At 40.0% G+C, this 14462-nt stretch carries 19 protein-coding genes; 16 read left to right on the plus strand and 3 right to left on the minus strand.

Features of this window, described 5'->3' with window-relative positions:
• Positions 1-234: 234 nt before the first annotated feature.
• The 15 genes from KKH91_07250 to atpC are packed head-to-tail and all read left to right on the plus strand — an operon-like array spanning position 235 to position 10828.
• Positions 235-804, plus strand: coding sequence for a zeta toxin family protein (locus tag KKH91_07250; protein ID MBU0952598.1), 570 nt, complete (start codon positions 235-237; stop codon positions 802-804).
• The gene (locus tag KKH91_07255; protein ID MBU0952599.1) at positions 801-965 is read left to right on the plus strand and encodes a hypothetical protein; all 165 of its coding nucleotides are present in this window, start codon (positions 801-803) and stop codon (positions 963-965) included. Before KKH91_07250 ends, KKH91_07255 begins: the two co-directional genes overlap by 4 nt.
• A gap of 32 nt (positions 966-997) precedes the next feature.
• Positions 998-1432, plus strand: coding sequence for a phage holin family protein (locus KKH91_07260; GenBank protein MBU0952600.1), 435 nt, complete (start codon positions 998-1000; stop codon positions 1430-1432).
• A gap of 30 nt (positions 1433-1462) precedes the next feature.
• A complete protein-coding gene (locus tag KKH91_07265) occupies positions 1463-2662 on the plus strand; it encodes an LL-diaminopimelate aminotransferase (protein ID MBU0952601.1) in 1200 nt (399 codons plus the stop codon).
• Positions 2663-3991 carry a homoserine dehydrogenase gene (locus KKH91_07270; GenBank protein MBU0952602.1) on the plus strand — a complete coding sequence of 443 codons (1329 nt, stop codon included), beginning with the start codon at positions 2663-2665 and terminating at the stop codon, positions 3989-3991.
• Positions 3988-4227 carry an AtpZ/AtpI family protein gene (locus KKH91_07275; protein ID MBU0952603.1) on the plus strand — a complete coding sequence of 80 codons (240 nt, stop codon included), beginning with the start codon at positions 3988-3990 and terminating at the stop codon, positions 4225-4227. The genes KKH91_07270 and KKH91_07275 overlap by 4 nt, the downstream gene beginning before the upstream one ends.
• The gene (locus tag KKH91_07280; GenBank protein MBU0952604.1) at positions 4196-4567 is read left to right on the plus strand and encodes an ATP synthase subunit I; all 372 of its coding nucleotides are present in this window, start codon (positions 4196-4198) and stop codon (positions 4565-4567) included. Before KKH91_07275 ends, KKH91_07280 begins: the two co-directional genes overlap by 32 nt.
• Positions 4543-5274: a F0F1 ATP synthase subunit A gene (gene atpB, locus KKH91_07285; GenBank protein ID MBU0952605.1), complete on the plus strand. Its 732-nt coding sequence runs from the start codon at positions 4543-4545 to the stop codon at positions 5272-5274. Before KKH91_07280 ends, atpB begins: the two co-directional genes overlap by 25 nt.
• A 10-nt stretch (positions 5275-5284) precedes the next feature.
• Positions 5285-5647 carry an ATP synthase F0 subunit C gene (atpE, locus tag KKH91_07290; GenBank protein ID MBU0952606.1) on the plus strand — a complete coding sequence of 121 codons (363 nt, stop codon included), beginning with the start codon at positions 5285-5287 and terminating at the stop codon, positions 5645-5647.
• Position 5648: 1 nt separating this feature from the next.
• The gene (gene atpF, locus KKH91_07295) at positions 5649-6125 is read left to right on the plus strand and encodes a F0F1 ATP synthase subunit B (GenBank protein MBU0952607.1); all 477 of its coding nucleotides are present in this window, start codon (positions 5649-5651) and stop codon (positions 6123-6125) included.
• Positions 6122-6655, plus strand: coding sequence for an ATP synthase F1 subunit delta (gene atpH / locus KKH91_07300; protein MBU0952608.1), 534 nt, complete (start codon positions 6122-6124; stop codon positions 6653-6655). The genes atpF and atpH overlap by 4 nt, the downstream gene beginning before the upstream one ends.
• The gene (gene atpA / locus KKH91_07305) at positions 6645-8159 is read left to right on the plus strand and encodes a F0F1 ATP synthase subunit alpha (GenBank protein ID MBU0952609.1); all 1515 of its coding nucleotides are present in this window, start codon (positions 6645-6647) and stop codon (positions 8157-8159) included. The genes atpH and atpA overlap by 11 nt, the downstream gene beginning before the upstream one ends.
• A 1-nt stretch (position 8160) precedes the next feature.
• Positions 8161-9024: an ATP synthase F1 subunit gamma gene (gene atpG, locus KKH91_07310; protein ID MBU0952610.1), complete on the plus strand. Its 864-nt coding sequence runs from the start codon at positions 8161-8163 to the stop codon at positions 9022-9024.
• An 11-nt stretch (positions 9025-9035) separates the two neighbouring features.
• Positions 9036-10412 (plus strand): F0F1 ATP synthase subunit beta, encoded by a 1377-nt coding sequence (gene atpD, locus KKH91_07315; protein MBU0952611.1) that lies wholly within the window; start codon positions 9036-9038, stop codon positions 10410-10412.
• Entirely contained in the window at positions 10409-10828 is a 420-nt protein-coding gene (atpC, locus tag KKH91_07320; GenBank protein MBU0952612.1) for an ATP synthase F1 subunit epsilon, read from the plus strand. Before atpD ends, atpC begins: the two co-directional genes overlap by 4 nt.
• A 63-nt stretch (positions 10829-10891) precedes the next feature.
• On the opposite strand, the gene KKH91_07325 is transcribed toward atpC, so the two are convergent.
• Genes KKH91_07325 through panC form a run of 3 tightly spaced genes read right to left on the minus strand, consistent with a single transcriptional unit; the run spans position 10892 to position 12650 of the window.
• Positions 10892-11044: a response regulator gene (locus KKH91_07325; GenBank protein ID MBU0952613.1), complete on the minus strand. Its 153-nt coding sequence runs from the start codon at positions 11042-11044 to the stop codon at positions 10892-10894.
• On the minus strand, positions 11041-11793 hold the full coding sequence (gene nadX, locus KKH91_07330) for an aspartate dehydrogenase (GenBank protein MBU0952614.1): 753 nt from the start codon (positions 11791-11793) through the stop codon (positions 11041-11043). Before nadX ends, KKH91_07325 begins: the two co-directional genes overlap by 4 nt.
• Positions 11790-12650, minus strand: coding sequence for a pantoate--beta-alanine ligase (panC, locus tag KKH91_07335; protein MBU0952615.1), 861 nt, complete (start codon positions 12648-12650; stop codon positions 11790-11792). The genes nadX and panC overlap by 4 nt, the downstream gene beginning before the upstream one ends.
• Positions 12651-12798: 148 nt before the next feature.
• Between panC and KKH91_07340 the strand changes: the two genes are divergently transcribed.
• The coding region (locus tag KKH91_07340) for a DUF3416 domain-containing protein (protein MBU0952616.1) at positions 12799-14462 on the plus strand (1664 nt) is incomplete at its 3' end.

Consider the following 14462-nt stretch of genomic DNA (forward strand, 5'->3'; position numbering starts at 1 on the left):
ATCGGACCTGATTTCCCGCGCTTCCATAAGGTACCACTTCTAAACTTATAGAAGTCATTTAGTTAGGAATTACAAAAAGCCGAGCTATCCAGCTCGGCTTTTTTTATTTGCTATAATATAAACGTAAAAATATTACTATTGTAAAAATATTACTATTGAAATATTCTTGCCAGTTAGTGTAGTTTTTGAATATTGAGTCAATATTTTATATAATTTAATAGGACAGTATAGAACATGAACAAGAGCATTTATATTATTGCAGGGCCAAACGGTTCAGGCAAAACAACTTTTGCCAGCAAGTTTTTACCCCGGTATGCAAATTGCCAGCATTTTATAAATGCTGACCTTATTGCAAAGGGTTTGTCTCCATTTTCACCTAATATAGCGGCTATTAAAGCAGGCCGGCTTGTTCTTGAACAAATTCATGAATTAGCAAACAAGAATGTTTCTTTTGCTTTTGAAACAACATTGTCAGGAAAAACCTATTTAAAATTTTTAAAGAATCAAAAAAGCAGAGGGTATCAGCTTCATCTTTTTTTTCTTTGGATTCCAAATTCTGAATTGGCTATTGCCAGGATAAACGATAGAGTTGCAGAAGGTGGTCATAATGTCCCAGCTCATGATGTTAACAGACGTTTCGGTAGAAGTATTTTCAATCTTTTCAAAGTCTATTTTCCTATTTTAGATTCAATTATGCTATTTGATAATACAGGATCCATGCCTAATTTGATAGCTGAGCAAAAAAATGGTAAACTGTTAGTAGTAGATAAAAGCTTATATGATAAAATTAGAGATGCTTTATGAAAAAAAGATTAACACTTCAAGATAAAGCTTTTCTTGCGCTTAAAGAAGCTGTGCAGGAAGTTGTAGACCGTCATATACAGACAGGCAGGCCGCTATCTACATGGAGAAACGGTAAGGTCGTACGAATACCCGCCAGTCAGCTCCTTCATAAAGTAAAATAGCCATAAGTTCTCACCTTTCAAAATATACCTATATGAAAGAAATATTCGCGAAACTTATTGTAAATGTTATTTCAATGATGCTTGTTGTGGCTATGTTTTCGCCTATTCATGCCGATAGGTGGGAAACAGTGGTTATTGCCGCTGTTGTGCTTGGGTTGATGAATATTATTTTGAGACCCGTCATTATAATGCTTACCCTGCCTATAAACATAATTTCGCTGGGGTTATTCACTTTTGTCATTAATGGATTAATGTTTTACCTGGTTTCAGTCCTGGTCCCTGGGTTTAAAGTAGATGGTTTTATTTGGGCCGTTATCGGGTCAACTATTTTCGGCGTTATTAATGTCGTTTTAAACTGGTTTTTTGTTCCAAAAAAACAAAAATGGCATAACGTTTCCTTCCATGCAAATCATGGTGACATTATTGATGCAGATGTAGTGGATCCGGACAAAAAGCTGATTGATTAAAGCCCTAAAATATCCTATAATCGGGGCATTATGAAAATAGAAGTTTCCGAGAAATTAAACAAACTGCCTCCTTATATATTCTCGCGGATAAACCAGCTCAAACTTGAAGCTTTCGCTAAAAAACTCGATGTCATAGACTTGGGCATGGGAAATCCCGATATGCCGACACCAAGTCATATAGTTGACAGATTGTGCGACACAGTAAAAAATCATATCAGAACCCACCGGTACCCGCAGGCCAAGGGCATGCCGAAATTCCGCGCGGCTGTTGCTGAGTGGTTCCAGGAAAGATTTGATGTAAAAATTAATCCCGAAAATGAAGTATTGGCTTTAATAGGCTCAAAAGAGGGTGTTGCTCACCTCTGCATGACATATTTGAATCCCGGTGATATCGCCCTTGTCCCTGACCCTGGATATCCCGTTTATTACAATGGCGTTGCTCTTTCCGGCGGAGAGGCTTACAAAATGCCTCTTCTGGCAAAAAACAAATTCCTTCCGGACTTAGGCAAAATACCTGCGAGTATAGCGAAGAAAGCAAAAATAATGTTTCTCAACTATCCGAATAACCCGACAACAGCAATAGTTGAGGATATGGAACTGTTCAAGGAAGTAGTCAGGTTTGCAAAAAAATACAACATAATAATTATTCACGATAACGCCTATTCAGAACTTACCTTTGACGGATATGTAAGCCCGTCATTTTTGCAGGTTCCTGGCGCCATGGATGTCGCGGTAGAATACCATTCCTTTTCCAAAACATTTTCCATGGCAGGCTGGCGCGTAGGTTTTGTGGTAGGAAATGCAGAGATATTAAAACCCGTTGAAAAATTCAAATCTTTTGTTGATTACGGGGTTCCAACTTTCATCCAGCTTTCCGGGGTATGCGCATTGAAAAGCCCGAAAGAATGTATAAAAGAAACAATTGAAATATACCGGCGCAGAAGGGATAAGTTTGTTTCAGAGCTGGATAAAATCGGCTGGCATGTTGAGAAACCCAAAGCTACCATGTATCTTTGGGCCCAGTTGCCGGAGGAATTTAAAGCCGCAGGTTCATTGAAATTCTCGGAAGCGTTGGTTAAAGAAACGGGAGTAGCTACGACCCCGGGAATAGCTTTCGGGGAATACGGCGAAGGCTATGTGCGTTTTTCACTTGTAACGCATGATAATCGTTTTCATGATGCCGTTTTAAGAATAAAAAAACTGCTGAAAAGCAAAAAAAAGGGTATTTAGATGCAAAAAAGGAAAGTAAATTTAGGTTTTGTAGGTTTAGGCACGGTAGGAAGCTGTACCCTGGAGATATTAAATAAAAACAGTAAAATTATCGAAAGCAAAATAGGGACTTCAATTGAAGTTACCCATTTGTGCGATGCTTCTTCATCGCGGCTTAAAGCCGGGGCGAAAAGGCTGGGTTCGAATGTGAAATTATCTTCCGACTGGCAGAAATTAGTAACTGATTCTAATGTTGACATTGTCGTTGAACTTATCGGCGGAATAGATATAGCAAAAAAGGTTATCATTGAATCTTTAAAAAACGGTAAAAATGTTGTAACGGCAAATAAAGCTGTTCTAGCTGAAAACTGGGATGAGATTTTTACTCTTGCAAGATCCAAAAGGAAAGTGGTTTATTTTGAGGCAACTGTGGGCGCCGGCATACCAATAATACAGGCTTTGAACGAGGGGTTAGCGTCAAACCGCATTAACTGTATTGCGGGAATATTAAACGGAACGACAAATTACATTCTTACAAGAATGTTTAAGGAAAATATAAGTTTTGACATTGCGCTTAAACAGGCCCAAAAAAGCGGTTTTGCGGAAGTCAATCCGCATTTTGATATTGAAGGAATAGATACCACTCATAAACTTTCTATACTTTCATCGATAGCCTGGTCGTGCTGGGTAAAAAAAGAAAAAATTTATTGCGAAGGAATAGGTAACATTGACAGGATAGATATAAAATACGCCTATGAAGAATTCGGTTATATCATTAAATTACTGGGAGTCGGAAGAAACTGCGGCAATAAACTTGATTTTTATGTAAGCCCCTGCCTGATACCAAAGGATCATCCTTTTGCGGCCGTTGAAAACGAATATAACGCCATACTGGTTGACGGCAATGCCAGCGGGAATATAATGTTTTATGGCAAAGGGGCAGGCGGGAACCCCGCCGCCAGCGCTGTTGTAAGCGACATAATGTTTTTGGCAAAGGAATTTTCCATGGGCACTGCGGGCACGGTACCTTATGTAAATACTTCAAATTGCGCGGCCCTGGAATATTTGCCTGCCCGGGACCGTACGGGAAAGTACTATTTAAGGTTTTCCGCCATAGATAAACCCGGGGTATTATCAAAAATTTCTGGCATGCTGGCAAAATATAATGTCTCTATTGCCCAGGTTTTCCAGAAGGAGCCTGTTTCCAGGCACAAAAAAGTTGTCCCGGTGCTTATAATTACGCACTCGGTCAAAGAAAAAGCAATCAGGGATGCTATTGATGAAATTAATAAGCTTTCCGTAATAAAATCAAAAGCAGTGCTTATACGCATCGAAGATTTATCAGTATGACACCGGTAAAAAAAAACTCTTATGCCGGGCTGTATTTTGTTTCTTCCATCGGAATAAATTTAGTTGCTTGTACCGCAGCCGGGCTGATAATCGGGGTTTATCTTGATAAATATTTTCACACCCGCTATTTAACTATAATTTTCCTTTCTCTTGGAATCGCTGCCGGTTTTTGGCAAATAATAAAAGACATTCTGAAATTAAACAATGTTTCTAAGCATAAAGAAAACAATCATTAAAGTAGCCGCTCTTTTTATTTTGCTTTCAGTTTTTTCATTTTTATTTTTGAAAGCCGAAAGCATTTTTACCGGCATCTTATCAGGAATGGCGGTAAGTTTGCTTAATTTATACATGCTTGCCCTGACTCTGGAAAAAGTAAGCGCTTTGCAAACGCCTAAAATCTGGAGTTATTTCTGGAGAACTTTTTTCCTGCGCCTTCCGGCGGTTGTGCTGGTTTTTTGCCTGTTGATTGTTTTATTAAAAATAAACATGGCTGGTTTTTTCCTGGGGCTGGTAACAGGTTTTATTATAGGAATATTTAAGCTGACAAAATTATGTCAATTGTCCCCGAAAGCATAGAATATCACATTGCGCATGTTCCAACTTCTATTTTAATGTCCCTGCTGGTATGGGCTATTTTGCTTGTATTGTCTTTAGTTGTGTTGAAGTCGTTCAAATACATCCCGGGTAAAATACAGGCCGCGCTTGAAGCCTGTTTTGAGTATATCTTTAAACTGGCTGATGAATCCATCGGCCCGGAAGCTTTCAGATATTACCCGTTATTCCTTGGCATATTTCTTTACGTACTTGTAAGCAACATCATCGGGCTGATTCCGGGGCTGATTTCTCCGACATCCGACCCCTATGTCACTGTAACTTTGGCGTTAGTAGTTTTTATTTATTACAATTTTCAGGGTTTTTTAAAAAAAGGCTGGGGTTATCTCGGGCATTTCTTCGGGCCAAAACTGCCCTGGTATATGTTTCCAATAAATATTTTGATGTTCATAATCGAAATGATCAGCAATTTTGCAAGGCCGTTTTCATTGGCCATGCGTTTGTTTTGTAATATATTTTCAAAAGAAATATTGCTTGGCGTACTTGCTTTGCTTGTTTTGAAATTCTTTTTCGGCAACGGGCCCATTGAGAAAGCTTTGACAGTAGGGCCGCTGGTTTTGCGGCCGTTGATTCTTCTTCTGGGGCTAATGATAGGAATTATACAGGCGCTAATATTTTTGGTTTTGACAATATCGTATGTTGCAGGAGCAGTGAAGTCAGAAGAACATTAAGGAGGGTAACGTGTTTAGAAGAATTATCAGTGTATGTTCATTTATGTTGATGACAGGTTTAGTATTCGCGCAGGAAAAGGCCGCCACTGCAGTGGTTCAGGCAGCAGCGCCGTTTTCAGTAAATTATTTCGTATGGACCGTAATAGTGTCCGGTCTTGGTATTGCTTTTGCGGCGGCATTTTGCGGTTTGGCGCAGAGCATGGTGGTTTCAAAAGCCGTGGAAGGTATTTCCAGACAGCCGGAAGCAACACCGCAGATTCAGCTGGCCATGATGATCGGTTTGGCATTTATTGAATCACTGGTGCTTTATACGCTTTTCATCGGGATAATTTTGCTTTTTGTAAATCCCTTCATGAAGTATTTTATACAATAACATGATCGAAATTAATCCTGGGATATTTTTAGCCCAAATAATAACCTTTTTGGCAGCTGTTTTCATATTGTGGAAATTAGCCTGGGGCCCTTTGATAAATATGCTGAAAGAACGCCAGGAAAAAATAAAAAAAGATATCGATTCCGCGGAATCAGCGCGCCAGGCAGTGGAAAGACTTCAACAGGAGTATAACCTTAAATTAGCGGAGATTCAACAGAAAACCGATGAGCTTCTCTCCCAGGCCAAACAGGACGGAGAACGGCTTAGGAAAGATATTCTTAACACAGCCCAGAAGGAAGCTGAGGAATTGCGTAATAAAGTTGAACAGCAGCTTAAACAGGACAAAAATAGTATTGCAAAGGAATTGCGTAATGAATTAACCGGCCTTTCTGTAGCTATGGCTGAAAAACTGCTTCAGGGATCTGTAGATAAAAAATTACAGGATAAACTTTTCAAGGAAGTTGTCGATAAATTATGAAAAATATTTTTGTTTCCAGGCATTACGCCCGGGCGTTTTATCCTGTACTCGAAGAAGAATTACAGGGTGCGCTCGAAGTGTTTGGCGCAATAGCAAAGATTTTGGAAACTACTCCGGATGTAAATAAATTTCTGGCGCATCCGCTGTTTTCATTGGAAGAAAAAAAACAATTACTCTTTAAAAACTTCAAAACAAAGCTGTCTCCCGATATTAAAGAATGCCTTGCGGTCCTGATACAAAAGGGCAAAATATTTCTCGTTAAAGAAATTCTTGAAGAGTTGAAGAAATTACAGAAGGAAAAAGGAAATATACAGGAAGTCAGTGTTGAAAGTTCCTGGGAATTGTCCGGGAAAGAAAAAACGGAAATTGAAGACAAGCTTAAAAAATCCGCAGGAAAAAAAGTTGCGGTTCAATATAGCTTGAATAAAAAACTCATCGGAGGATTAATTGTAAAAATCGATGATGAGATAATAGATAACAGCTTGAAGGCAAAACTGAATAGTTTAAAGGAACTAATTTATGTCAATTGATTCTAAAGAAATTACCGGAGTAATCAAAAAACAGTTGGAAAATTATCAATCCAAGCTTGAACTCAAGGAAGTCGGTTATGTACTGCAGGTAAGCGACGGCATAGCCAGAGTTTACGGCTTGGAAAAAGTTATGTACGGCGAGCTGGTTTTATTGCCGCATAATGTTTTCGGCATGGTATTAAACCTGGAAGCGGATAGCGTAGGCTGTATTCTTTTCGGCGGGCAGCAGCTTACAAAAGAAGGCGATGAAGTAAAACGCACAGGCAAGGTCATGGAAGTACCTGTTGGCGAAGCGCTTCTTGGAAGAGTTGTAAACCCTATCGGCCAGCCTCTTGACGGTAAAGGTAAAGTTGATACGGCGGGAAAAACACGGCCTATTGAAGTTATAGCCCCGGGCGTTATTGAAAGACAGCCTGTTAAAGAGCCGTTACAAACCGGTTTGAAAGCTATTGATTCCATGATTCCCATCGGCAGAGGCCAGCGGGAACTTATCGTAGGAGACAGGCAGATTGGCAAGACAGCAATTGCAATCGATACAATTATAAATCAGAAAAATGACCCTAAAAGGCCGATATGTATCTATGTGGCCATAGGACAAAAACAATCAAACATAGCCCAGATAGTAAAAACTCTTGAAGCTCACGGCGCAATGGAATATACAATAGTTGTTTCAGCTACAGCCAGCGACCCGGCGCCGTTACAATATGTTGCTCCTTATGCAGGCTGTGCGATGGGCGAAGAATTTTTATGGAAAGGCAAAGATGTTCTTTGTATTTATGATGATTTGACCAGGCATGCGCAGGCTTACAGGCAGTTGGCGTTATTACTTCGCAGGCCTCCGGGCCGTGAAGCTTACCCGGGAGATGTTTTTTACCTGCACTCAAGGCTGTTGGAACGCGCCTGTAAACTTTCAGACAAAAACGGCGGCGGTTCTATAACTGCTCTCCCTATAATTGAAACCCAGGCAGGGGATATTTCAGCCTACATACCGACAAACGTAATTTCTATCACTGACGGGCAGATTTATCTTGAAGGAAACCTGTTTTTTTCCGGTATCAGGCCGGCAATAAATCCGGGTTTGTCAGTATCCCGAGTAGGCGGTACTGCCCAGATAAAAGCTATGCGCCAGGTTGCAGGCAAGGTAAGAATTGAGCTGGCACAGTACAGCGATTTATCGGCATTCGCGCAGTTCAGTTCAGAACTTGATAAAGCTTCCCAGATGCAGTTGGCGCGGGGCGAGAGAATTGTGGAAATATTGAAGCAAAAACAATACCAGCCTTTGCCGGTGGAAAAGCAGATAATAATTATTTTTGCGGGAATAAACGGGTTCTTAGACGATATTGCCGTAAGTAAAATAAAGGAATTTGAAAATTCTTTATATAAGTATCTGGATGCGAATCATCCGGAAATCTGCGCTGAAATTAATGAAAAAAAAGTTATTGAAGATGCGCTTAGCGAAAAAATAAATTCAGCGATAAAATCTTTTAAAGAGCAGTTTAAATAACATGCCCTCAATAAGCGCATTAAGAAGAAAAATAAAGGGTTTTAAATCAACCCAGCAGATCACGAAGGCCATGAAAATGATAGCCGGCGCGCGGCTTGCGAGGGCCCAGAAAAACATTATTAATGCGCGGCCTTATGCCGTAAAAATGCAGGAGTTGCTTTCAGATTTGGCTGTAAGAACATCTGAGTTTGAAGTCGCGGCACACCCTTTGTTGAAAAAACAGGTTTCAAAAAAGGCCGGGCTGCTTGTGATTACCGGCGATAAAGGGTTATGCGGCGGGTTTAACAATAATGTAATCCGCAAAGCTATGGAATTTATTAACCAGCAGCCTGGAACGGAAATAAAAATGTTTGTTGCAGGAAGAAAGGCCCAGGAATATTTCAGGAGATTAAATATCACTGCATCCGGCGAGTATTCAAATATTTTCAGCAAACTCGGTTTTGTTCACGCGGAACTTATCGGCCAGGACCTTATTAATATTTATATCAAAGAAAATCTCTCCAAAATCGTTATGATTTATAATGAATTTAAATCCGCTATTTCCCAGCAGGTGGTACAGGTTGATCTTTTGCCGGTTGAAAAACCAGTTGAATCCAAAAAATCCAAAGTAGATTTTCTTTATGAGCCCCAAAAGGACAAGATTCTGGAATCATTGCTTCCAAGATACGTGAAATCCCAGGTTTTCAGGTCTCTGCTTGAGTCCTATGCCGCGGAGTTATCGGCAAGAATGAATGCCATGGATAATGCGACAAAAAGCGCAACCGAACTTATTGAAGATTTGACGCTTCATATGAATAAAATCCGGCAGGCGAATATTACAATGGAAATTGCGGATATTGTAGGAGCTGTTGAAGCGCTGAAATAAAAGGAGATTCTATGAGTATAGGAAAAGTTGTTCAGGTTTTTGGCCAGGTGGTTGACGTAGAATTTTCAGCGTCAAATTTACCGGCAATATATAATGCCCTTACAATTGGAACCCTGACTCTCGAAGTTGTTCAGCATATTGGAGACAGCACAGTAAGGGCCATTGTTTTAGGGGCCCCGGAAAGTTTATCCAGGGGACTGTCGGTTGAAGATACGGGCAAACCTATAAGCGTTCCGGTAGGAAAAGCCTGCCTGGGCAGGCTGATGAATGTGCTCGGCGAGCCGATTGATTATAAAGGCGATATTAAAGCGGATAAATTCGAATCCATTCACCAGCCGGCGCCGTCTTTAGAAGATCAGGAAACAAAACTTGAAATATTTGAAACCGGCATAAAAGTAATCGATTTGTTATGTCCTTATAGAAAAGGCGGTAAAGTCGGTTTGTTCGGCGGGGCAGGCGTAGGAAAAACTGTTATTATTATGGAACTGATTCACAATGTGGCAAAGCATCACGGCGGCGTTTCTGTGTTTGGCGGAGTTGGTGAAAGAACCAGAGAAGGCAACGATCTTTACCGCGAAATGACCCAATCTAAAGTTATTGATAAAACAGTAATGGTATTCGGGCAAATGAATGAGCCTCCGGGTTCAAGACTGCGTGTAGCGCTTACGGCTCTTACCCAGGCGGAATATTTCCGTGATATTGCGCGGCAGGATGTCCTGCTGTTTATTGACAATATTTTCCGTTATATTCTTGCCGGCGCTGAGGTTTCCGCGCTTCTTGGTAGAATGCCTTCCGCTGTCGGGTATCAGCCGACCCTGGGCGCAGAAATGGGAGAGCTTCAGGAACGTATTACTTCAACTAAAAATGGTTCGATTACCAGCGTGCAGGCCATATATGTTCCGGCGGATGATTTAACAGACCCCGGCGTGGCGACAGCTTTCGGGCATCTGGATGCTTCTACAGTTCTTTCAAGGCAGATTTCGCAGCTTGGTATTTATCCGGCAGTGGACCCTCTTGATTCTTCAAGCAAAATTCTGGATCCTCAGATTGTCGGCGAAGAACATTACGAAGTTGCTCGCGGCGTGCAGAATGTTTTACAAAGATATAAGGATTTGCAGGATGTTATCGCCATTTTAGGCATTGATGAATTATCCGAGGATGATAAACTCATTGTAAGCCGCGCAAGAAAAATACAGAAATTTTTCTCCCAGCCGATGTTTGTCGCTGAAGACTTTACCGGTTTACCAGGAAAATATGTCACTTTAAAAGAAACCATAAGAAGTTTTAAGGAATTGCTGGAAGGAAAACATGACAGCCTACCGGAACAGGCGTTTTTAATGGCGGGCGGTATAGACGAAGTTATAGAAAAGGCTAAAAGCTTAAAATGAAAACAATACCTGTAGAAATAATCACACCAGAGAAACTTGTTTTAAAAGATGAAATGGAATCTATAGTAATTCCTTCTTACGAAGGTGAACTTGGGATCCTTCCCGGGCATACACACCTGCTGGCGCAGATCCAGCCGGGGGAAATAAGCCTTACTAAAAATAAGGAAACAAAATATTTTGTCGTTTCCGGCGGTTTTGCGGAAGTTCACCCAGATAAGGTAGAGATTTTTGCCGAGACAGCCGAACTGGGCGAGGAATTGGATTTTGAAAGAGCCAAGCAGGCCCTTGAAAAAGCAAAATTCCAGTTAAAAGAAGGCAAAGATATTTTGCCCGCCGGTTTGGCTATGCGCAGGGCTCTTGCACGGCTGAAGGTTGTTGAACGGGTCCAGGTCCAGCGGAAAAAACGTAAAATCTAAAACTATCCTGCCACTTCAAGAAACACATCTACAATCTCTGCGTCAAACTACCTGTTTTTTTCCTTAACAAGAATTTCTTTTGCGGTTTTTAATTACGGTCAGCAGATCTTCGCCTGACATTATCGGCATTGAGAGGTCTGTGACTACTACGTCAAAATTGCACTTTCTCAGCAAAGAGACCGCGTCAGCCCCGTTGTTAATGGATTCGTAGTTCATTTTAAAATCTCTTGTAAATAGGAAATTGCCGCCAGGCTTGCCAGATAGCTTGTTTTAGGGTTGCCGGGTGAAGGCAGATTTTCAGTTCTTGTAAAAATCCTGCCTGAAGCGCTCAGTACTTCGATTTCATGCGTGTTTCTTTTTACTTTTGGGTCAGCAATAATCCTCACTTTAGTTTTTTCTGCGCCTATCCCTGCCAAGGATAATGCCGCCGCGACGTTGATATTAGCCGGATATTTTTTTATTGCTTCTTTAGCTGTACCGTTAAAAATAATTTTTTCAGTTTTAAGTTTTAAGCCCAGTGCTTCAGGCGGTTTTCTTGTGACTAGGACAGCGCTTGTTATTTTGCTCAGTTTTGCGCCTCTGATTGCATCCAGCCCGGCTATCGCACCGGATGGGAAATAAACTTTGCAATTATGTTTTTGCGCTGATTTAAGAATGTTAGGGAATGCAATTAAGGCGCCTACGCTTAAAATAAAAATATCTTTTTTTTGAACAAAAGCTAACTTTGAAATTTGGTCAACTGCATTTTGGCTGGCGCATTCAATAATAAAATCAGAAACGTTTACAGCTTCCTGGATATTCTTTGCAATAATCGGGGAATTGTTTTTTAAAATACTTTTAAGTTCATCAGATTTTTTTGGGATAAAATCATAAAGGGCTGTCAGCGTGCCGTTTATTGTTTTCTTTTCAAAAGCAAGAGCGATTTCTTTCCCGATGGTTCCGCATCCGATTAAAGATATTTTCATTTAGTTTGGCCCTTTATTTCAATGTTGTCTATGAGTCTTGTTTTTCCTAAATAGCCTGCATAAACTATTCTGGAGGGATATTCAATATTGGTTTTCTCTTCTTCAAGTGTAAGTGGTTTGATAATGTTTATATATTGGTTTTTTAAACCGGGGGTTGATTCCATTTGAGATTTTAGTTTCGCTAATAATTTTTTAATGTTTTTTTCTTTTTTCTTTTTAACGATATTTTTTACATTAGTCAATAAGCGATGAATTTTATTCGCCACTTTTCTTTCTTCGGGTTTAAGGTAAATATTTCTGCTTGACATCGCGAGCCCGTCTTTTTCCCTTAAAGTCGGACAGGGGACAATTTTGACGGGAAAATTAAGGTCTTTTACCATTTTTTGCAGAATTGTCAATTGTTGGTAATCTTTTTCGCCGAAGTAAGCCCGGTCCGGCTGGGTAATGTTAAATAATTTGGCAACTACAGTAGTTACTCCGCGGAAATGCCCGGGCCTATACTTACCGCATAAAATGTCAGACATCTTTTCAACTTTTATATAAGTTAAATAATCCTTAGGGTACATTTCTTTTACTGATGGTGTAAAAATATAATCAACGCCATTTTTTCTGCAGAGTTTGGAATCTTTATTAAACGGCCTTGGATAACGCAGATAGTCTTCATTAGGGCCAAACTGAGCGGGATTTACAAAAATAGAAACAATGACGATATCATTTTCTTTTCTTGCCTTTTTTACCAATGAAAGATGGCCCTCATGCAGGGCCCCCATAGTTGGCACCAACCCGATGGTTTTGTCTTTCGCATGCAAGGATTTAACGATCTTCTGCATAGTGGAAATATCTCTAATAACCTTCATATTAAGCAAAATACTACCAATTTGTGCAGCCATAGTCAATTAAAATCCATATTGTCCAGTCAACACAGATAACTTTTTTATTTGACAAAATTCCATATTTTTGGTATAGATTTATCTCATCAAATTAAACTAATTAAATCAAACATTTATGGAAAACAATCAGACAAATATCATCAGGGCAGTTTATCCGGAAATAGAGGGCGGGAAATATCCTGTTAAAACTGAGATTGACAGGGCTTTCATGGTTTATGCTTATGTGAATTCGGAACTCCCTAAAAAAGTTTCCCTGAATTACCGCAAAAAAGGCACAAAAACCTGGAAAAAAGCTGCAATGAACCCCATCGATTTTCCCGGATGGAAAGCAAATGTATTTTTTGATAAGGTTGGAATTTATGAATATACTGTCGAAGCAATTCTTCTGGAAACGAAAGAAAAAATACCTTACAGCCGTAACTTGGAAGTATGGGTAGAGCCGGTCAATGCAAGATTCGCCGCTTGGTACGAAATGTTCCATTGGTCTCAGGGGAAAATACCATGCAAATGCGCAACATTCAAAGATATGGAAGCGAGATTACCTGAAATAAAGAAAATGGGGTTTGATGTTATTTACCTGCCTCCGATTCACCCTGTTGGAAGGACAAATAAAAAAGGCCCCAACAATTCTCTAAATGCCTGCGAAACTGATCCGGGTTGCCCCTGGTCAATTGGGAATGAACATGGCGGGCACAAATCGGTTAACCCAAACTTAGGTACATTGGAAGATTTTAGAAAATTTGTCAAAAAATGCGATAATTTGAATATGCCCGTGGCTATAGACATTGCTTTTACCTGTTCCTATGACCATCCTTACATAAATGAACATCCGGACTGGTTTTTTTATAATCCTGACGGAACAATTAAGTATGCTGAAAATCCGCCTAAAAAATATCAGGACACAGTGCCGTTTAACTGGTATCCTAAAGATAAAGATGCCATGTGGCGGGAATTTAAATCAATTTTTATTTTTTGGATAGAACAGGGCGTTAAAATATTCCGTGTAGATAATCCTCATACCAAACTTGACGAATTCTGGGGCTGGGTTATAAAAGAAGTAAAAAAGGAACACCCTGAAACAATCTTTCTTTCAGAAGCTTTTACTTTTTACGAAAAAATGGAGCTACTGGCAAAACTTGGATTTACCCAGTCCTATACTTATTTCACCTGGCGTAACGGCAAAAACGAACTGATTGAATATATTTCTAAGCTTACAAACAGCTACCTGCGGGATTTTTTCAGAGGAAACTTTTTTGCCAATACACCCGATATATTGCCTGCATATCTACAGAACGGCGGCCGTCCGGCATTTAAAGTAAGAGCAGTGCTTGCGGCTACGCTTTCATCGGTTTACGGCATATATAACGGTTTTGAACTTTGTGAAAACACTGCGACCCCAGGAAAAGAAGAATATTTAAACTCTGAAAAATACGAATATAAAGTTTGGGATTGGGACCGGCCGGGCAACATAAAAGATTACATCGCAAAACTAAATAAAATCAGAAGAGAAAATCCCGCATTACATTTATATGATAACCTTAAAATTTACAATTCAACTGATGACAATGTGCTTTTTTACGGTAAAACCTCAGAAGATAAAAGCAATATAATACTTGTGGCAGTAAATCTAGACCCTTTCAATACACAAAAAGCAAGGGTGACAGTTCCTCTGGAAGAATTCGCAATAGCTTCTGACGAACAATATGATGTAATAGATTTATTAACAGGAAAAATATATACATGGCAGGGAAGGGACAATATGGTTATTCTTGACCCGCA

Source organism: Elusimicrobiota bacterium (genome assembly GCA_018816525.1).
GTDB lineage: Bacteria > Elusimicrobiota > Endomicrobiia > CG1-02-37-114 > XYA2-FULL-39-19 > OXYB2-FULL-48-7.

Coding starts and splice junctions, on each gene's coding strand:
- KKH91_07280 (MBU0952604.1), top strand. CDS start 4,196: ATGTTTCTAAGCATAAAGAAAACAATCATTAAAGTAGCCGCTCTTTTT.
- atpC (MBU0952612.1), top strand. CDS start 10,409: ATGAAAACAATACCTGTAGAAATAATCACACCAGAGAAACTTGTTTTA.
- atpD (MBU0952611.1), top strand. CDS start 9,036: ATGAGTATAGGAAAAGTTGTTCAGGTTTTTGGCCAGGTGGTTGACGTA.
- nadX (MBU0952614.1), bottom strand. CDS start 11,793: ATGAAAATATCTTTAATCGGATGCGGAACCATCGGGAAAGAAATCGCT.
- KKH91_07250 (MBU0952598.1), top strand. CDS start 235: ATGAACAAGAGCATTTATATTATTGCAGGGCCAAACGGTTCAGGCAAA.
- atpG (MBU0952610.1), top strand. CDS start 8,161: ATGCCCTCAATAAGCGCATTAAGAAGAAAAATAAAGGGTTTTAAATCA.
- KKH91_07270 (MBU0952602.1), top strand. CDS start 2,663: ATGCAAAAAAGGAAAGTAAATTTAGGTTTTGTAGGTTTAGGCACGGTA.
- KKH91_07325 (MBU0952613.1), bottom strand. CDS start 11,044: ATGAACTACGAATCCATTAACAACGGGGCTGACGCGGTCTCTTTGCTG.
- KKH91_07265 (MBU0952601.1), top strand. CDS start 1,463: ATGAAAATAGAAGTTTCCGAGAAATTAAACAAACTGCCTCCTTATATA.
- atpA (MBU0952609.1), top strand. CDS start 6,645: ATGTCAATTGATTCTAAAGAAATTACCGGAGTAATCAAAAAACAGTTG.
- panC (MBU0952615.1), bottom strand. CDS start 12,650: ATGAAGGTTATTAGAGATATTTCCACTATGCAGAAGATCGTTAAATCC.
- KKH91_07260 (MBU0952600.1), top strand. CDS start 998: ATGAAAGAAATATTCGCGAAACTTATTGTAAATGTTATTTCAATGATG.
- atpF (MBU0952607.1), top strand. CDS start 5,649: ATGATCGAAATTAATCCTGGGATATTTTTAGCCCAAATAATAACCTTT.
- atpB (MBU0952605.1), top strand. CDS start 4,543: ATGTCAATTGTCCCCGAAAGCATAGAATATCACATTGCGCATGTTCCA.
- atpH (MBU0952608.1), top strand. CDS start 6,122: ATGAAAAATATTTTTGTTTCCAGGCATTACGCCCGGGCGTTTTATCCT.
- KKH91_07275 (MBU0952603.1), top strand. CDS start 3,988: ATGACACCGGTAAAAAAAAACTCTTATGCCGGGCTGTATTTTGTTTCT.
- KKH91_07255 (MBU0952599.1), top strand. CDS start 801: ATGAAAAAAAGATTAACACTTCAAGATAAAGCTTTTCTTGCGCTTAAA.